This window comes from Enterobacter cloacae complex sp. I2 (genome assembly GCF_014896205.1).
Classification (GTDB): Bacteria; Pseudomonadota; Gammaproteobacteria; order Enterobacterales; family Enterobacteriaceae; genus Enterobacter; species Enterobacter quasihormaechei.
In genome coordinates, this window is record NZ_JADBRA010000035.1 from 10,218 (window position 1) to 26,185 (window position 15,968).

33 protein-coding genes are annotated in these 15,968 nt (G+C 50.4%); 1 reads left to right on the plus strand and 32 read right to left on the minus strand.

Annotation, left to right across the window (positions count from 1 at the left end; all coding sequences use genetic code 11):
• The 29 genes from IM300_RS21850 to rpsJ form a co-directional block, all read right to left on the minus strand.
• Complete coding sequence (locus tag IM300_RS21850) at window positions 1–369, minus strand: DUF1992 domain-containing protein (protein ID WP_193038311.1); 369 nt, start codon at window positions 367–369, stop codon at window positions 1–3.
• A 107-nt stretch (window positions 370–476) separates the two neighbouring features.
• Window positions 477–860 (minus strand): 50S ribosomal protein L17, encoded by a 384-nt coding sequence (gene rplQ, locus IM300_RS21855; RefSeq protein ID WP_001216368.1) that lies wholly within the window; start codon window positions 858–860, stop codon window positions 477–479.
• 40 nt (window positions 861–900) lie between these two features.
• On the minus strand, window positions 901–1,890 hold the full coding sequence (gene rpoA / locus IM300_RS21860) for a DNA-directed RNA polymerase subunit alpha (protein ID WP_002919219.1): 990 nt from the start codon (window positions 1,888–1,890) through the stop codon (window positions 901–903).
• Window positions 1,891–1,915: 25 nt separating this feature from the next.
• Complete coding sequence (gene rpsD, locus IM300_RS21865; protein WP_003863314.1) at window positions 1,916–2,536, minus strand: 30S ribosomal protein S4; 621 nt, start codon at window positions 2,534–2,536, stop codon at window positions 1,916–1,918.
• 32 nt (window positions 2,537–2,568) lie between these two features.
• Window positions 2,569–2,958, minus strand: coding sequence for a 30S ribosomal protein S11 (gene rpsK, locus IM300_RS21870; protein ID WP_003863312.1), 390 nt, complete (start codon window positions 2,956–2,958; stop codon window positions 2,569–2,571).
• A 16-nt stretch (window positions 2,959–2,974) separates the two neighbouring features.
• On the minus strand, window positions 2,975–3,331 hold the full coding sequence (gene rpsM, locus IM300_RS21875) for a 30S ribosomal protein S13 (protein ID WP_003863308.1): 357 nt from the start codon (window positions 3,329–3,331) through the stop codon (window positions 2,975–2,977).
• A gap of 146 nt (window positions 3,332–3,477) precedes the next feature.
• On the minus strand, window positions 3,478–3,594 hold the full coding sequence (gene rpmJ, locus IM300_RS21880) for a 50S ribosomal protein L36 (protein WP_000868187.1): 117 nt from the start codon (window positions 3,592–3,594) through the stop codon (window positions 3,478–3,480).
• A 31-nt stretch (window positions 3,595–3,625) separates the two neighbouring features.
• The gene (secY, locus tag IM300_RS21885) at window positions 3,626–4,957 is read right to left on the minus strand and encodes a preprotein translocase subunit SecY (protein WP_003863305.1); all 1,332 of its coding nucleotides are present in this window, start codon (window positions 4,955–4,957) and stop codon (window positions 3,626–3,628) included.
• A gap of 7 nt (window positions 4,958–4,964) precedes the next feature.
• A complete protein-coding gene (gene rplO, locus IM300_RS21890) occupies window positions 4,965–5,399 on the minus strand; it encodes a 50S ribosomal protein L15 (protein WP_003863304.1) in 435 nt (144 codons plus the stop codon).
• Between the two features lie 3 nt (window positions 5,400–5,402).
• Window positions 5,403–5,582 (minus strand): 50S ribosomal protein L30, encoded by a 180-nt coding sequence (gene rpmD, locus IM300_RS21895; protein WP_003863301.1) that lies wholly within the window; start codon window positions 5,580–5,582, stop codon window positions 5,403–5,405.
• Between the two features lie 6 nt (window positions 5,583–5,588).
• On the minus strand, window positions 5,589–6,089 hold the full coding sequence (rpsE, locus tag IM300_RS21900) for a 30S ribosomal protein S5 (RefSeq protein ID WP_003863299.1): 501 nt from the start codon (window positions 6,087–6,089) through the stop codon (window positions 5,589–5,591).
• Window positions 6,090–6,103: 14 nt separating this feature from the next.
• Complete coding sequence (gene rplR / locus IM300_RS21905) at window positions 6,104–6,457, minus strand: 50S ribosomal protein L18 (protein ID WP_003863297.1); 354 nt, start codon at window positions 6,455–6,457, stop codon at window positions 6,104–6,106.
• Window positions 6,458–6,466: 9 nt separating this feature from the next.
• The gene (gene rplF, locus IM300_RS21910) at window positions 6,467–7,000 is read right to left on the minus strand and encodes a 50S ribosomal protein L6 (RefSeq protein ID WP_003863296.1); all 534 of its coding nucleotides are present in this window, start codon (window positions 6,998–7,000) and stop codon (window positions 6,467–6,469) included.
• 12 nt (window positions 7,001–7,012) lie between these two features.
• A complete protein-coding gene (gene rpsH, locus IM300_RS21915) occupies window positions 7,013–7,405 on the minus strand; it encodes a 30S ribosomal protein S8 (protein WP_006178918.1) in 393 nt (130 codons plus the stop codon).
• A gap of 30 nt (window positions 7,406–7,435) precedes the next feature.
• Window positions 7,436–7,741 (minus strand): 30S ribosomal protein S14, encoded by a 306-nt coding sequence (gene rpsN, locus IM300_RS21920; RefSeq protein ID WP_003863291.1) that lies wholly within the window; start codon window positions 7,739–7,741, stop codon window positions 7,436–7,438.
• A gap of 14 nt (window positions 7,742–7,755) precedes the next feature.
• Entirely contained in the window at window positions 7,756–8,295 is a 540-nt protein-coding gene (rplE, locus tag IM300_RS21925; RefSeq protein WP_022649589.1) for a 50S ribosomal protein L5, read from the minus strand.
• A gap of 14 nt (window positions 8,296–8,309) precedes the next feature.
• On the minus strand, window positions 8,310–8,624 hold the full coding sequence (rplX, locus tag IM300_RS21930; protein WP_003863287.1) for a 50S ribosomal protein L24: 315 nt from the start codon (window positions 8,622–8,624) through the stop codon (window positions 8,310–8,312).
• Between the two features lie 10 nt (window positions 8,625–8,634).
• Complete coding sequence (rplN, locus tag IM300_RS21935; protein WP_002919748.1) at window positions 8,635–9,006, minus strand: 50S ribosomal protein L14; 372 nt, start codon at window positions 9,004–9,006, stop codon at window positions 8,635–8,637.
• A 166-nt stretch (window positions 9,007–9,172) separates the two neighbouring features.
• Window positions 9,173–9,427 carry a 30S ribosomal protein S17 gene (rpsQ, locus tag IM300_RS21940; RefSeq protein WP_002438707.1) on the minus strand — a complete coding sequence of 85 codons (255 nt, stop codon included), beginning with the start codon at window positions 9,425–9,427 and terminating at the stop codon, window positions 9,173–9,175.
• On the minus strand, window positions 9,427–9,618 hold the full coding sequence (gene rpmC / locus IM300_RS21945) for a 50S ribosomal protein L29 (protein WP_003863282.1): 192 nt from the start codon (window positions 9,616–9,618) through the stop codon (window positions 9,427–9,429). Before rpmC ends, rpsQ begins: the two co-directional genes overlap by 1 nt.
• Window positions 9,618–10,028 carry a 50S ribosomal protein L16 gene (gene rplP, locus IM300_RS21950; protein ID WP_002919759.1) on the minus strand — a complete coding sequence of 137 codons (411 nt, stop codon included), beginning with the start codon at window positions 10,026–10,028 and terminating at the stop codon, window positions 9,618–9,620. The genes rpmC and rplP overlap by 1 nt, the downstream gene beginning before the upstream one ends.
• 12 nt (window positions 10,029–10,040) lie before the next feature.
• Window positions 10,041–10,742, minus strand: coding sequence for a 30S ribosomal protein S3 (gene rpsC, locus IM300_RS21955; RefSeq protein WP_000529945.1), 702 nt, complete (start codon window positions 10,740–10,742; stop codon window positions 10,041–10,043).
• Between the two features lie 17 nt (window positions 10,743–10,759).
• Window positions 10,760–11,092 (minus strand): 50S ribosomal protein L22, encoded by a 333-nt coding sequence (gene rplV / locus IM300_RS21960; RefSeq protein ID WP_002919773.1) that lies wholly within the window; start codon window positions 11,090–11,092, stop codon window positions 10,760–10,762.
• 14 nt (window positions 11,093–11,106) lie between these two features.
• Window positions 11,107–11,385 carry a 30S ribosomal protein S19 gene (gene rpsS, locus IM300_RS21965; RefSeq protein WP_001138117.1) on the minus strand — a complete coding sequence of 93 codons (279 nt, stop codon included), beginning with the start codon at window positions 11,383–11,385 and terminating at the stop codon, window positions 11,107–11,109.
• Between the two features lie 16 nt (window positions 11,386–11,401).
• A complete protein-coding gene (rplB, locus tag IM300_RS21970; RefSeq protein ID WP_000301859.1) occupies window positions 11,402–12,223 on the minus strand; it encodes a 50S ribosomal protein L2 in 822 nt (273 codons plus the stop codon).
• Window positions 12,224–12,240: 17 nt separating this feature from the next.
• On the minus strand, window positions 12,241–12,543 hold the full coding sequence (rplW, locus tag IM300_RS21975) for a 50S ribosomal protein L23 (RefSeq protein ID WP_000617546.1): 303 nt from the start codon (window positions 12,541–12,543) through the stop codon (window positions 12,241–12,243).
• Window positions 12,540–13,145: a 50S ribosomal protein L4 gene (gene rplD, locus IM300_RS21980; protein ID WP_000424395.1), complete on the minus strand. Its 606-nt coding sequence runs from the start codon at window positions 13,143–13,145 to the stop codon at window positions 12,540–12,542. The genes rplW and rplD overlap by 4 nt, the downstream gene beginning before the upstream one ends.
• 10 nt (window positions 13,146–13,155) lie before the next feature.
• The gene (rplC, locus tag IM300_RS21985) at window positions 13,156–13,785 is read right to left on the minus strand and encodes a 50S ribosomal protein L3 (RefSeq protein WP_193038312.1); all 630 of its coding nucleotides are present in this window, start codon (window positions 13,783–13,785) and stop codon (window positions 13,156–13,158) included.
• 32 nt (window positions 13,786–13,817) lie between these two features.
• Complete coding sequence (gene rpsJ / locus IM300_RS21990; protein ID WP_001181005.1) at window positions 13,818–14,129, minus strand: 30S ribosomal protein S10; 312 nt, start codon at window positions 14,127–14,129, stop codon at window positions 13,818–13,820.
• A 380-nt stretch (window positions 14,130–14,509) separates the two neighbouring features.
• Between rpsJ and IM300_RS21995 the strand changes: the two genes are divergently transcribed.
• Window positions 14,510–14,983, plus strand: a complete 474-nt coding sequence (locus tag IM300_RS21995) for an A24 family peptidase (protein WP_193038313.1) — start codon at window positions 14,510–14,512, stop codon at window positions 14,981–14,983.
• Here the strand turns inward: IM300_RS21995 and bfr are convergent.
• The 3 genes from bfr to IM300_RS22010 all read right to left on the minus strand — a co-directional run.
• Window positions 14,967–15,443, minus strand: a complete 477-nt coding sequence (gene bfr / locus IM300_RS22000) for a bacterioferritin (protein WP_003863270.1) — start codon at window positions 15,441–15,443, stop codon at window positions 14,967–14,969. The two genes, IM300_RS21995 and bfr, sit on opposite strands and share 17 nt — an antisense overlap.
• Before the next feature lie 72 nt (window positions 15,444–15,515).
• Entirely contained in the window at window positions 15,516–15,710 is a 195-nt protein-coding gene (gene bfd / locus IM300_RS22005) for a bacterioferritin-associated ferredoxin (protein WP_003863268.1), read from the minus strand.
• A gap of 176 nt (window positions 15,711–15,886) precedes the next feature.
• Window positions 15,887–15,968: hypothetical protein (locus IM300_RS22010; protein ID WP_000340867.1), on the minus strand; the 82-nt coding region annotated here is incomplete at its 5' end.

The following is a 15,968-nucleotide window of genomic DNA, read 5'->3' on the forward strand; positions in this document are numbered from 1 at the left end:
CTACTCCTCGTTTATTTTTTGCCTTAACCTTTCACTGTATTCGCCATGCAAAAAGTCGGTATTCATTCCCGTCTGGCGAAGCTTTAGCTCGATAAGCGCTAAACGACGACTGATTTCGGAGTACCGGGGGTCGTCCTTATGAATGCCTTTAAGCAGATCGGCAAGTTCGACGGCTTCATTGCGTTGCTGAAGTTCAGGAGGTAAACAGCCTGCATTTTTCAGTAAGCGATAGCCGGCGCGTAAGTCGGTTGGAATATGTGAATCATCATCCAGCATCAGCGGTTCACCGCTACCGGGAAGATTGTCGAACTCGCCTTTGTTTTGGGCATCGGAAATATGGCGTTCAGCCCACTGATCGAGCAACCACATAATGAACTCCAGGGGATGAGCAGAAAAGATACAGACATTGTAGATAAGTGGTGATTCTGCGGATATAAAAAAACCCGCCGAGGCGGGTTTTTTTACGTTACTACAGATTACTCTGCAGCAGCTTCTGCTTTCTCTGAACGATCAACCAGCTCGATGTAAGCCATCGGCGCGTTGTCGCCTGCACGGAAGCCACACTTCAGAATGCGAGTGTAACCACCGGCACGGCTCGCGAAACGCGGGCCCAGTTCGTTAAACAGTTTTGCCACGATCTCGTTATCACGAGTACGGGCGAATGCCAGACGACGATTAGCAACGCTGTCAGTCTTGGCAAGAGTAATCAGCGGCTCAACTACGCGACGCAGCTCTTTCGCTTTAGGCAGGGTCGTCTTGATGATTTCATGACGAACCAGTGAACCTGCCATGTTGCGGAACATAGCCTGGCGATGGCTGCTGTTGCGGTTCAGTTGACGACCACTCTTACGATGGCGCATGACCTTATCCTTCTCAGTAAAACCTTAACCTGTGATCCGGTTACTCGTCAGCAATGCTTGCCGGTGGCCAGTTTTCCAGGCGCATGCCCAGAGACAGACCACGTGAAGCCAGCACGTCTTTAATCTCGGTAAGAGATTTTTTACCCAGGTTCGGCGTTTTCAGCAACTCAACCTCGGTACGCTGTACCAGATCACCGATATAGTGGATAGCTTCTGCCTTGAGGCAGTTAGCAGAGCGGACAGTCAATTCCAGATCGTCAACAGGGCGCAGCAGGATCGGATCGAATTCTGGTTTCTCTTCTTTCACTTCCGGCTGACGTACATCACGTAAGTCAACGAAAGCTTCCAGTTGTTCTGCCAGGATGGTTGCCGCACGACGAATCGCCTCTTCAGGATCGATTGTGCCATTGGTTTCCATTTCGATGACCAGCTTGTCCAGGTCGGTACGCTGTTCTACACGCGCTGCTTCAACATTGTAGGCAATACGCTCTACAGGGCTGTAGCATGCGTCGACCAGCAGACGGCCGATTGGGCGCTCATCTTCTTCCGAATGAATTCGGGCAGAAGCCGGCACATAACCACGACCGCGCTGAACTTTGATACGCATGCTAATCGCTGCGTTCTCATCGGTCAGGTGGCAGATCACGTGCTGCGGCTTGACGATTTCAACATCACCGTCGTGGGTGATGTCGGCTGCAGTCACAGGGCCAATGCCAGATTTATTCAGAGTAAGAATAACTTCATCTTTACCCTGAACTCTCACCGCCAGCCCTTTCAGGTTGAGCAGGATTTCAAGGATATCTTCCTGAACGCCTTCTTTGGTGCTGTACTCATGAAGTACACCATCAATCTCAACCTCGGTCACCGCGCAACCCGGCATCGATGAGAGCAGAATACGGCGCAGTGCGTTACCCAGAGTATGGCCAAAGCCACGCTCTAAAGGCTCAAGGGTCACCTTGGCGTGCGTCGAACTCACTTGCTCGATATCTACCAGGCGCGGTTTTAGAAACTCTGTCACAGAACCCTGCATTGTGTCCTCTCTTTGGTACTAAGCTTTACTTGGAGTAAAGCTCGACGATCAGGTGTTCGTTAATGTCCGCAGACAGATCAGAACGTTCTGGCTGACGCTTGAACGTACCTTCCATCTTGCCAGCATCAACTTCCAGCCAGGTTGGCTTTTCACGCTGCTCAGCCAGCTCCAGAGCGGCTTTCACGCGAGATTGCTTTTTCGCTTTCTCACGAATGCTAACAACGTCATTCGCTTTAACCTGATAAGAAGCGATGTTAACAACACGACCGTTTACCATGATTGCTTTATGGCTAACCAGCTGGCGTGATTCAGCACGAGTCGCGCCGAAGCCCATACGGTATACAACGTTGTCCAGACGACCTTCCAGCAGAGCCAGCAGGTTTTCACCTGTGTTGCCTTTCAGACGTGCTGCTTCTTTATAGTAGTTACGGAACTGACGCTCCAGCACACCGTAGATACGGCGAACTTTTTGCTTTTCACGCAACTGCACACCATAGTCAGACAGACGCGGTTTACGCGCACCGTGCTGGCCAGGAGCTTGTTCAATTTTACACTTGGTATCGATCGCGCGAACGCCAGACTTAAGGAATAAGTCGGTGCCCTCACGACGGCTCAGCTTGAGCTTAGGACCCAAATATCTTGCCATTTTCTATCTCCAACTAACCTAAAAAACGAGCGTTATACGCGACGTTTTTTCGGCGGACGACAACCGTTATGAGGGATCGGAGTCACATCAGTAATATTCGTGATGCGGAAACCAGCGGCGTTCAGAGCGCGAACAGTAGATTCACGACCCGGACCCGGACCTTTAACCATAACTTCCAGATTCTTGATGCCGTATTCTTTTACGGCTTCAGCGCAACGCTCTGCTGCAACCTGAGCTGCGAACGGAGTGGATTTGCGAGAACCACGGAAACCGGAACCACCGGCTGTTGCCCAACCCAATGCGTTACCCTGACGATCAGTAATAGTAACGATGGTGTTGTTGAAAGAAGCATGGATATGAGCCACGCCGTCAGAGACTTGTTTTCTTACACGTTTACGTGCACGAACTGGTGCCTTTGCCATTATTCAATCACCCCGATTATTTCTTGATCGGTTTGCGCGGACCCTTACGGGTACGTGCGTTGGTCTTAGTACGCTGACCGCGCACTGGCAGACCACGACGATGACGCAAACCGCGATAGCAACCAAGATCCATCAGGCGCTTGATGCTCATGCTGATTTCACGGCGCAGATCACCTTCAACGACAAATTTGGCAACTTCGTCACGCAGCGTGTCGATTTGTTCTTCAGACAGCTCACTGATCTTAACATCTTCAGCGATACCCGCTGCAGCCAGAATGGCTTTAGAACGGGTCTTGCCGACGCCGTAGATCGAAGTTAATGCGATCACAGCATGTTTCTGATCAGGAATGTTAATGCCTGCTATACGGGCCACTATGCACTCCTACTATTTAATATGTACGCACCATGCTGAAAAGCCCGTTTTCAGGATACTCAAATGGAAACGTACAGACATACAAAAGATTGGCTGGCTAATCTAGCCAGCTCAACCCAACTTTGCAAGAAAAATATGCGAAATAATCAGCCTTGGCGCTGTTTATGCTTCGGCTCGGCACTGCAAATCACACGGATGACACCATCACGCTTAACGATTTTGCAGTTACGGCATAATTTCTTGACGGAAGCACGAACTTTCATTTTTACTCTCCGTAACTTCTCAGGCGACCAGTTAGCGGCCGTAGCCTTTCAGGTTCGCCTTCTTCAATGCAGACTCATACTGACTGGACATCATCAGAGTTTGCACTTGAGCCATAAAGTCCATAATCACGACAACAACGATAAGCAGTGAGGTCCCACCGAAGTAGAACGGTACTTTCATTGCATCACGCATGAACTCCGGGATCAGGCAGATAAAAGTAATATAAAGCGCACCAACCAAAGTCAGGCGAGTCATTACTTTATCGATATACTTCGCCGTTTGCTCTCCCGGACGAATTCCTGGTACAAATGCACCGGACTTCTTCAGGTTATCTGCTGTTTCACGCGGGTTGAAGACCAACGCCGTGTAGAAGAAACAGAAGAAGATGATCGCAGACGCATAGAGTAACACATAAAGTGGTTGCCCAGGCTGCAAATACAGCGAAATTGTTGTCAGCCAGTTCCAACCAGTACCGCCCCCGAACCATGACGCGATGGTTGCCGGGAACAGAATAATACTGGAAGCGAAGATAGCCGGGATAACCCCCGCCATATTCACTTTCAGCGGTAAATGTGTGCTCTGTGCAGCATAGACACGACGACCCTGTTGACGCTTAGCGTAGTTCACCACAATGCGGCGTTGACCACGTTCAACGAAGACAACAAAGAACGTCACTGCAAATACTAATACTGCAACCAACAGCAACAGGAGGAAGTGCAGGTCGCCTTGACGCGCTTGCTCGATAGTATGGGCGATGGCCGGCGGGAGACCCGCAACGATACCGGCGAAGATAATGATTGAGATACCGTTACCGATACCTCGTTCAGTAATCTGTTCGCCGAGCCACATCAGGAACATGGTCCCTGTGACCAGACTAACAACAGCGGTGAAATAGAATGCAAAGCCTGGGTTTAATACCAGGCCCTGCATACCAGGCATATTCGGAAGACCGGTAGCAATACCGATCGACTGGAATATTGCCAGCACCAGAGTGCCGTAACGGGTGTACTGGCTAATCTTACGACGTCCAGACTCCCCTTCTTTCTTCAGCTCTGCCAGGGCCGGATGAACGACCGTCAGCAGCTGGATAATAATCGATGCCGAAATGTACGGCATAATACCCAGCGCGAAAATAGAAGCACGGCTGAGAGCACCACCAGAGAACATGTTGAACATTTCAATGATGGTGCCTCGCTGTTGCTCAAGCAGTTTGGCAAGTACAGCGGCATCAATACCAGGGATCGGAATAAAAGAGCCAATACGGAACACAATCAGCGCGCCGATTACAAACAGCAGTCTGCGTTTCAGCTCGCCAAATCCACCTTTGGCACTTTGAAAATCTAATCCCGGTTGCTTAGCCATCTGCTACTTATTCCTCAATTTTACCGCCAGCAGCTTCGATAGCAGCACGAGCACCTTTAGTAACACGCAGGCCACGAACAGTTACCGGAGTAGAAACTTCACCAGCCAGAATCACTTTCGCGAACTCGATCTGGATACCGATAATGTTAGCCGCTTTCAGCGTGTTCAGGTCTACAACGCCGCCTTCAACTTTCGCCAGGTCAGACAGACGGATTTCCGCTGTGATCGCTGCTTTGCGAGAGGTGAAGCCGAACTTCGGCAGACGACGGTACAGTGGCATCTGGCCACCCTCGAAACCGCGACGTACGCCACCGCCAGAACGAGAGTTCTGACCTTTGTGACCACGACCACCGGTTTTGCCGAGGCCAGAACCGATACCACGACCCAGGCGTTTACCCGCCTTTTTAGAGCCTTCGGCCGGAGACAGAGTATTTAAACGCATCTCTTACTCCTCAACTTTAACCATGAAGTAAACCGCGTTGACCATACCACGAACAGCAGGAGTATCCTCGCGCTCAACGGTATGACCAATACGACGCAGACCCAGGCCAAGCAGCGTTGCCTTGTGTTTCGGCAGACGACCGATTGCACTGCGGGTTTGAGTGATTTTAATAGTCTTTGCCATGGTCAATTACCCCAGAATTTCTTCAACGGATTTACCACGCTTGGCAGCGACCATTTCTGGAGAATTCATATTTTCCAGGCCATCAATAGTTGCACGAACCACGTTGATCGGGTTGGTGGAACCATATGCTTTAGCCAGAACGTTATGAACTCCAGCAACTTCCAGAACGGCGCGCATTGCACCACCGGCGATGATACCGGTACCTTCGGAAGCTGGCTGCATGAATACACGAGAACCCGTGTGAACACCTTTAACTGGGTGTTGCAGGGTACCGTTGTTCAGCGCGACGTTAATCATATTGCGACGGGCTTTTTCCATCGCTTTCTGGATCGCTGCTGGAACTTCACGCGCTTTACCGTAACCAAAACCAACGCGACCGTTACCATCACCAACTACAGTCAGAGCTGTGAAGGAGAAAATACGACCACCTTTAACGGTTTTAGATACGCGGTTTACCGCGATCAGCTTTTCCTGCAGTTCGCCAGCCTGTTTTTCGATGTGAGCCATCTTACACCTCTACCTTAGAACTGAAGGCCAGCTTCACGGGCAGCATCTGCCAGTGCCTGGACACGACCATGATATTGGAACCCGGAACGGTCAAAGGAAACATTGCTGATGCCTTTTTCCAGAGCGCGTTCTGCAACAGCTTTACCTACAGCTGCAGCGGCGTCTTTGTTACCGGTATACTTCAATTGTTCTGAGATAGCTTTTTCTACAGTAGAAGCAGCTACCAGAACTTCAGAACCGTTCGGTGCAATTACCTGTGCGTAAATATGACGCGGGGTACGATGTACCACCAGGCGAGTTGCACCCAGCTCTTTGAGCTTGCGGCGTGCGCGGGTCGCACGACGGATACGAGCAGATTTCTTATCCATAGTGTTACCTTACTTCTTCTTAGCCTCTTTGGTACGCACGACTTCGTCGGCGTAACGAACACCCTTGCCTTTATAAGGCTCAGGACGACGGTAGGCGCGCAGATCTGCTGCAACCTGACCGATCAGCTGTTTATCAGCGCCTTTCAGCACGATTTCAGTCTGAGTCGGGCATTCTGCAGTGATACCGGCCGGCAGCGGATGCTCAACAGGGTGTGAGAAGCCCAGAGACAGGCCTACTGCATTCCCTTTGATAGCTGCACGATAACCTACACCAACCAGCTGAAGCTTTTTAGTGAAGCCTTCGGTAACACCAACAACCATTGAGTTCAGCAGGGCACGCGCGGTACCAGCCTGAGCCCACCCATCCACGAAACCATCACGTGGACCGAAGGTCAGAGCGTTATCTGCATGTTTAACTTCAACAGCTTTGTTGAGGGTACGAGTCAGCTCGCCGTTTTTACCTTTGATCGTAATAACCTGACCGTCGATTTTGACATCAACGCCGGCAGGAATAACGACCGGTGCTTTAGCAACACGAGACATTCTTTCCTCCGATTAGGCTACGTAGCAGATAATTTCGCCACCAAGACCAGCCTGGCGCGCTGCACGATCAGTCATAACACCTTTAGAGGTAGAAACAACTGCGATACCAAGACCAGCCATTACTTTTGGCAGCTCATCTTTTTTCTTATAGATGCGCAGGCCTGGGCGGCTGACACGCTGAATGCTTTCTACAACAGCTTTACCCTGGAAATACTTGAGAGTAAGTTCCAGTTCCGGCTTGGTGTCGCCTTCAACTTTAAAATCTTCGATAAAACCTTCTTCCTTCAGCACGTTGGCAATTGCCACTTTCAGCTTGGCGGAAGGCATGGTGACCGCAACTTTGTTCGCGGCCTGACCGTTACGGATACGGGTCAGCATATCCGCGATCGGATCTTGCATGCTCATCTGTCTTTACTCCCGTGATTCAATTGGTAATTACCAGCTAGCCTTTTTCAAGCCTGGTACTTCACCGCGCATGGCGGCTTCACGCAGTTTGATACGGCTCAACCCAAACTTGCCCACATAACCATGTGGACGACCTGTTTGACGACAGCGGTTACGCTGACGAGACGGGCTGGAATCACGCGGCAGAGACTGCAGCTTGAGAACCGCATTCCAACGATCTTCGTCGGAAGCGTTCACATCAGAAATGATCGCTTTCAGTTCAGCGCGTTTAGCGAAGAATTTATCAGCTAAAGCTACGCGCTTTACTTCGCGTGCTTTCATTGATTGCTTAGCCATTCAGTAACCCTACCTTACTTGCGGAACGGGAAGTCAAAGGCAGCCAGCAGAGCACGGCCTTCTTCGTCAGATTTCGCAGTAGTGGTAATGGTAATATCCAAACCACGCACGCGGTCGACTTTATCGTAGTCGATTTCTGGGAAGATGATCTGCTCACGGACACCCATGCTGTAGTTACCACGACCGTCGAAAGACTTAGCGGACAAGCCACGGAAGTCACGGATACGTGGAACAGCAATAGTGATCAGGCGCTCAAGGAACTCCCACATGCGTTCGCCACGCAGAGTTACTTTACAGCCGATCGGATAGCCCTGACGGATTTTGAAGCCTGCAACAGATTTGCGTGCTTTGGTGATCAGCGGTTTTTGACCGGAGATTGCTGTCAGGTCAGCTGCTGCGTTATCCAGCAGTTTCTTGTCAGCGATCGCTTCACCAACACCCATGTTCAGGGTGATCTTCTCGACCCGAGGGACTTGCATGACAGAATTGTAGCTAAACTCAGTCATGAGTTTGTTAACTACTTCGTCTTTGTAGTAATCATGCAGTTTCGCCATCGTACTACTCCAAATTACTTGATAGTTTCGCTGTTAGACTTGAAGAAACGGACTTTTTTGCCGTCTTCGAATCTAAAGCCTACACGGTCAGCCTTACCGGTAGCCGCATTGAAGATTGCAACGTTAGAAACCTGAATAGCAGCTTCTTTTTCAACGATGCCGCCTGGTTGGTTCAGGGCCGGAACCGGCTTCTGATGTTTCTTAACCAGGTTGATACCTTCAACGACAAGTTTGCCGGAAGACAGAACATTTTTTACTTTACCGCGTTTACCTTTATCTTTACCGGTTAACACGATAACTTCGTCATCACGACGGATTTTCGCTGCCATGATTCGCTCCTTAGAGTACTTCTGGTGCCAGAGAGATAATTTTCATGAACTTCTCAGTACGAAGTTCACGAGTTACCGGCCCAAAGATACGCGTGCCGATAGGCTGCTCGCTGTTATTGTTTAAAATAACGCATGCATTACCATCGAAGCGAATGACAGAACCGTCAGGGCGACGAACACCCTTCTTGGTGCGCACCACTACCGCCTTCAGCACATCACCTTTTTTGACCTTACCACGTGGAATTGCTTCCTTGATGGTGATCTTGATGATGTCGCCTACGCCTGCGTAGCGACGGTGCGAGCCACCCAGAACCTTGATACACATTACGCGACGTGCACCGGAGTTGTCGGCGACGTTCAGCATAGTCTGTTCTTGGATCATTTTAGTGCTCCGCTAATGTCAACTACTACCTGAGACTCTAAAATCAGAGCCGTTAAAAAGCCCCATATCGAGGGCGCGGCATTATAACACCGCTTCTGCAATATGGGTAGAAAAAATAAACGGCTCATCGCTGAGCCGTTTATTCGTATTGAGAATGCGTACTCTATTACAGAACCGCTTTCTCTACAACGCGAACCAGCGTCCAGGACTTAGTCTTGGACAGTGGACGGCATTCACGGATTTCAACCTTGTCGCCGATACCACATTCGTTGTTCTCGTCATGTACGTGCAGTTTGGTCGTACGCTTGATGAATTTACCGTAGATCGGGTGTTTCACAAAACGTTCGATAGCTACAACAATGGATTTCTCCATTTTATCGCTAACAACACGACCTTGCAGAGTACGGATTTTATCGGTCATTACGCACCCGCCTTCTGAGTCAGTAAAGTCTTAACGCGCGCAACATTGCGACGCACTTGCTTCAGCAGGTGAGTCTGTTGCAGCTGGCCACTTGCAGCCTGCATACGCAGGTTGAACTGCTCACGCAGCAGGTTCAGCAGCTCAGCGTTCAGCTCTTCAACGCTTTTTTCACGCAGCTCTTTTGCTTTCATTACATCACCGTCTTAGTTACAAAGGTGGTTTTGATAGGCAGTTTCGCTGCTGCCAGGCCGAAGGCTTCACGGGCCAGCTCTTCCGGAACACCGTCCATTTCATAAAGGACTTTGCCCGGTTGGATCAAGGCAACCCAGTACTCCACGTTACCTTTACCTTTACCCATACGAACTTCCAGTGGCTTCTCGGTGATCGGTTTGTCCGGGAATACACGGATCCAGATCTTACCTTGACGCTTAACTGCACGGGTCATTGCACGACGTGCTGCTTCGATCTGACGTGCAGTCAGACGACCACGGCCAACAGCTTTCAGACCGAAAGTGCCGAAGCTAACATCCGTACCCTGCGCCAGACCACGGTTGCGGCCTTTGTGCACTTTACGGAATTTTGTACGCTTTGGTTGTAACATCAGCGACGCTCCTTATTTACGGCCTTTACGCTGCTGCTTTTTAGGTTGAGCAGCCGGTTTTTCCGGTTGTTCAACAGCAGCCATACCACCCAGGATCTCACCTTTGAAGATCCATACCTTAACGCCGATTACACCGTAAGTGGTGTGCGCTTCAGAGGTGTTGTAGTCGATGTCAGCACGCAGAGTGTGCAGCGGTACGCGACCTTCGCGGTACCATTCGGTACGTGCGATTTCCGCGCCGCCCAGACGGCCGCTAACTTCAACTTTGATACCTTTAGCGCCCAGACGCATTGCGTTCTGTACAGCACGCTTCATAGCACGACGGAACATAACGCGACGTTCCAGCTGAGAAGTGATGCTGTCAGCAACCAATTTAGCGTCCAGTTCAGGCTTACGAACTTCAGCGATATTGATCTGTGCAGGAACGCCAGCGATATCCGCTACGACCTTGCGCAGTTTTTCTACGTCTTCGCCTTTCTTACCGATAACGATGCCAGGGCGAGCAGTGTGAATAGTCACACGGATGCTCTTAGCTGGACGCTCGATAACGATACGAGATACAGACGCTTTAGCCAGTTCCTTAGTCAGGTACTGACGTACTTTAAAATCGCTGTCCAGGTTGTCAGCGAATTCTTTGGTGTTCGCAAACCAGGTAGAGTTCCATGGTTTTACAATACCCAGGCGAATACCATTAGGATGTACTTTCTGACCCATTGCTAGTCTCCAGAGTCTCAGCGATCGGACACAACCACAGTAATGTGGCTGGTGCGCTTCAGGATGCGATCTGCACGACCTTTCGCACGCGGCATAATGCGCTTCATGCTTGGGCCTTCATCTACGAAAATTTTCGCGACTTTCAGATCGTCGATGTCAGCGCCATCGTTGTGTTCAGCGTTAGCAATGGCAGATTCCAGTACTTTCTTGACCAATACCGCAGCTTTCTTGTTGGTATAGGTCAGGATGTCCAGGGCCTGCGACACTTTCTTACCGCGAATCAGGTCAGCAACAAGGCGAACCTTCTGTGCAGAAGAACGAGCATGGCGATGTTGAGCTAAAGTTTCCATCTCTTCCTCCTACCTTATTTCTTCTTCGCTTTTTTATCAGCAGCGTGGCCGCGATAAGTACGAGTCGGTGCGAATTCACCCAGTTTGTGACCAACCATTTCGTCGGTAACAAAGACTGGAACGTGCTGACGACCATTATGGACAGCGATGGTCAAACCGATCATGTTAGGAAAGATCGTTGAACGACGGGACCAAGTGCGCAGGGGCTTCTTGTCTCCGCTTTCCACCGCTTTCTCTACCTTCTTCAGCAAGTGCAGGTCAATAAAAGGACCTTTCTTGAGAGAACGTGGCATGGCTTATCCTCTAAAATTATTTGCTACGGCGACGTACGATAAATTTATCAGTACGCTTGTTGCTGCGGGTCTTCTTACCTTTGGTCTGAACGCCCCACGGAGTTACCGGGTGCTTACCAAAGTTACGACCTTCACCACCACCATGTGGGTGATCGACTGGGTTCATCGCAGTACCGCGAACGGTAGGACGAACACCACGCCAGCGTGCAGCACCAGCTTTACCCAGAACGCGCAGCATATGCTCAGCATTGCCAACTTCGCCCAGAGTAGCGCGGCAGTCTGCTTCGACTTTACGCATTTCACCAGAACGCAGACGCAGGGTGACATAAGCACCGTCACGCGCAACGATCTGAACGTAAGTACCCGCGGAACGCGCCAGCTGACCGCCTTTACCTGGTTTCATTTCTACGTTATGAACGGTAGAACCAACCGGGATATTGCGCATCGGCAGGGTGTTGCCTGCTTTGATTGCAGCATCAACGCCAGACTGAATCTGGTCGCCAGCTTTCAGGCCTTTAGGGGCCAGGATGTAACGGCGTTCGCCATCTTTGTACAGAACCAGCGCGATGTTCGCGGAACGGTTCGGATCGTACTCAAGACGCTCAACAACTGCTGGGATACCGTCTTTGTTGCGTTTGAAGTCAACAATACGATAAGCCTGCTTGTGGCCACCACCGATGTGACGAGTGGTGATACGGCCATTGTTGTTACGACCACCGGATTTGCTGTTTTTTTCCAGCAACGGAGCAAAAGGTTTGCCCTTGTGCAGCTCAGGGTTAACCACTTTAACTACGTGGCGACGACCCGGAGATGTCGGTTTACATTTAACAACTGCCATTGTATTACTCCTCCGACTTACTCAGCGCCGCCAACGAAGTCCAGGTTCTGGCCTTCTTTCAGGGTGACGTAAGCTTTTTTCCAGTCGCTACGACGACCGATACGCTGTCCGTGACGTTTAACTTTCCCTTTAACTACCAGGGTGTTAACGACTTCGACTTCGACTTCAAACAGTTTCTGCACAGCAGCTTTGATTTCTGCTTTGGTCGCGTCTTTAGCAACTTTGAGAACGATGGTGTTTGTTTTTTCCATCGCAGTAGACGCTTTTTCAGAAACGTGCGGTGCGCGCAGCACCTTCAGCAGACGTTCTTCACGAATCATGCCAGCATCTCCTCAACTTGCTTAACAGCATCAGCAGTCATTACGACTTTGTCGAAGGCGATCAGGCTAACCGGGTCGATACCAGTCGCGTCGCGTACGTCAACCTTGTGCAGGTTACGCGCGGCCAGGAACAGGTTCTCGTCCAGCTCACCGGTGATGATCAGCACATCTTCCAGAGCCATGTCTTTCAGTTTCTGTGCCAGCAGCTTAGTTTTAGGCGCTTCAACAGAGAACTTCTCGACAACGATCAGACGATCCTGACGTACCAGTTCGGACAGAATGCTTTTCAGCGCGCCGCGGTACATCTTTTTGTTAACTTTTTGACTGTGGTCCTGTGGACGCGCAGCGAAGGTCACGCCACCTGAACGCCAGATCGGGCTCTTGATAGAACCTGAACGCGCACGGCCGGTACCTTTCTGGCGCCATGGCTTTTTGCCAGAACCAGTTACTTCAGCACGAGTCTTCTGAGCACGAGTACCCTGACGAGCACCAGCTGCATAAGCAACAACAACCTGGTGAACCAGCGCTTCGTTGAAATCACGACCGAAGGTAGTTTCGGAAACAGTCAGCGCGCTCTGCGCGTCTTTCAATACTAATTCCATTGCTATCCCCTTACGCCTTCACAGCTGGTTTAACGATCAGGTCGCTACCGGTTGCACCCGGGACCGCACCTTTAACCAGCAGCAGGTTGCGCTCAGCGTCAACACGTACTACGTCCAGGCTCTGAACGGTTACACGTTCGTTACCCAGCTGACCTGCCATTTTCTTGCCTTTGAACACTTTGCCCGGAGTCTGGTTCTGACCGATAGAACCCGGAACGCGGTGAGACAAGGAGTTACCGTGGGTAGCATCCTGGGTACGGAAGTTCCAGCGCTTAACGGTACCAGCAAAACCTTTACCTTTAGAGGTACCGGTTACGTCAACTTTTTTAACGTCAGCAAACAGCTCAACGCTAATGTCCTGACCTACGGTGAACTCTTCGCCTTCAGCAAGACGGAATTCCCACAGACCACGGCCAGCTTCAACGCCAGCTTTAGCGAAGTGACCCGCTTCTGGTTTGGTTACACGGTTAGCTTTTTTAGCACCAGTGGTAACCTGAATAGCGCGGTAGCCATCGTTATCCAGATCTTTAACCTGAGTAACGCGGTTTGCTTCAACTTCGATTACGGTTACTGGGATAGAAACGCCATCTTCAGTGAAGATGCGGGTCATACCCACTTTTTTACCGACTAAACCAATCATTGTTTCAACCTCTCAATCGCTCGATGACCTGATTAACCCAGGCTGATCTGCACGTCTACACCGGCAGCCAGATCCAGACGCATCAGAGCATCAACGGTTTTCTCAGTTGGCTCAACGATGTCAACCAGACGCTTGTGAGTGCGGATTTCGTACTGATCACGCGCATCTTTGTTAACGTGCGGAGAGATCAGAACGGTAAAGCGCTCTTTGCGGGTCGGCAGCGGGATCGGACCACGGACTTGCGCACCAGTGCGCTTAGCAGTCTCGACGATTTCCGCGGTTGATTGATCGATCAGACGATGATCAAACGCTTTAAGGCGGATACGGATTCTTTGGTTCTGCATGAGACCAGAGCTCCAATTATTTTATAAACGAAAATGATTACTCCTCAAACCCATTACGATTGATGGGAGAGTGTAACCGTTCTTACGTAGCTCCCCAATTGGGAGCATTGTTGAGTAACAAAGTGAGCTACTCTGGTTCAGATTGAACCCGCCGTCAATTACGACAAGCCCGCGCATTATACGTAAATCTGGGCAAGACGCAAGTGCCGTTTAGAAATTAAGCGCTAAAGGCATAGTGTGCGTGTGGCCACGCAACTTTTTCTGCAATAGCTCTTGTCTCATCGCTTTTCCTGAAGCGGCTACGCAACTGCGGATTTTGCACATTGCCGGGCACAGGGATTAGAAAGAATATGCGCTCAAATCCTTTTGAGGCCTGTGCCATGTTAATGACCCTCCCCTTTCTCCTAATCTATTTTTCGCTGTCGGCCTTGCTGGTACGCGCAGATATTCGCGATGGGCTCCTTCCCGACCGCTTGCTCTGCCCGCTGCTCTGGACGGGCCTGCTTTACCAGCTTTGTCTCCATCCTGATTTTTTACCGAGCGCGGTGGTGGGTGCGATGACAGGCTATGTTGGATTCGCCGCCATCTATTGGGGCTATCGGCTTGTCTGCCAACGTGAAGGGATGGGGTATGGCGATGTAAAATATCTGGCGGCGCTGGGGGCATGGTACGGCTGGTGTGCGCTCCCAATACTGGCGTTAGTGGCCGCATTGATGGCGCTGCTATACCTGACGGGTTTCTCGTTAATCAACCCAGATAAAGGGGCATTAAAAAACCCACTGCCTTTTGGGCCATTTCTGGCAGCAGCGGGTTTATGCGTTGGCTGGGAAAGCCTGATTAACTTTCCACTTTAATCTGAGACTGGAGATAGTTCTGTAGGCCAATTTTGCTGATGAGATCCAGTTCGGTTTCCAGCCAGTCGATATGCCCTTCTTCATCGGCCAGGATCTGGATCATCATATCGCGGCTGACGTAGTCATGTACGCTATCCGCATAGGCAATGGCTTCACGCAAGTCTTTTGCGCCCTCCAGCTCCAGCCGGAGATCGGAACGCAGCATCTCTTCGACATCCTCACCGATGCCCAGTTTTCCCAGATCCTGTAGGTTAGGGATGCCTTCAAGGAATAAAATACGCTCAATGTATTTATCGGCGTGTTTCATTTCATCAATGGACTCATGGTATTCCACATCGTTGAGGCGAGTCAGTCCCCAGTTCTTGAACATTCTTGCATGGAGAAAATACTGATTGATTGCGACAAGCTCATTTCCCAATAATTTATTGAGATAACTTATGATTTTAACATCACCTTTCATTATATAGTCCCTCCGCTTCCACTCATTGAAGCGTAGAACGGGCTACGGGGATGTCAAAAAAAAGATAGAGGCTTACGCGATCTCTTTGAATTCCGGGATCTGCATCAGTTCGTCCTGCATGATCTCACGCGCTGCGCGAACGCATTTACCGCATTGATTTCCCACCGGAACAAACTTGCGAAGCTGCTGGAATGATTGTGGCTGAAACTGGCGAACGGCCTGACGAATTTTTTTGTCGCTTACACCATTACATAAACAAACGTACATAAAGACTCCCGTTCAAAATATGCGCAAAGTGTAAGTGAGAATGGTTATGATTACAATAGCACATACGCCAGGATACGGGCCGGGAGCGGTTAAAAAATGCGAAAGTTTGTGACAGGGAAAGGGTCAGAAAATAAAAAAGGACGCCGAAGCGTCCTTTTTATTTCAGGGATAATTAATTAGCCCAGAACTTTAGCAACAACGCCCGCGCCAACGGTACGGCCGCCTTCACGGATTGCGAAACGCAGACCGTCGTCCATC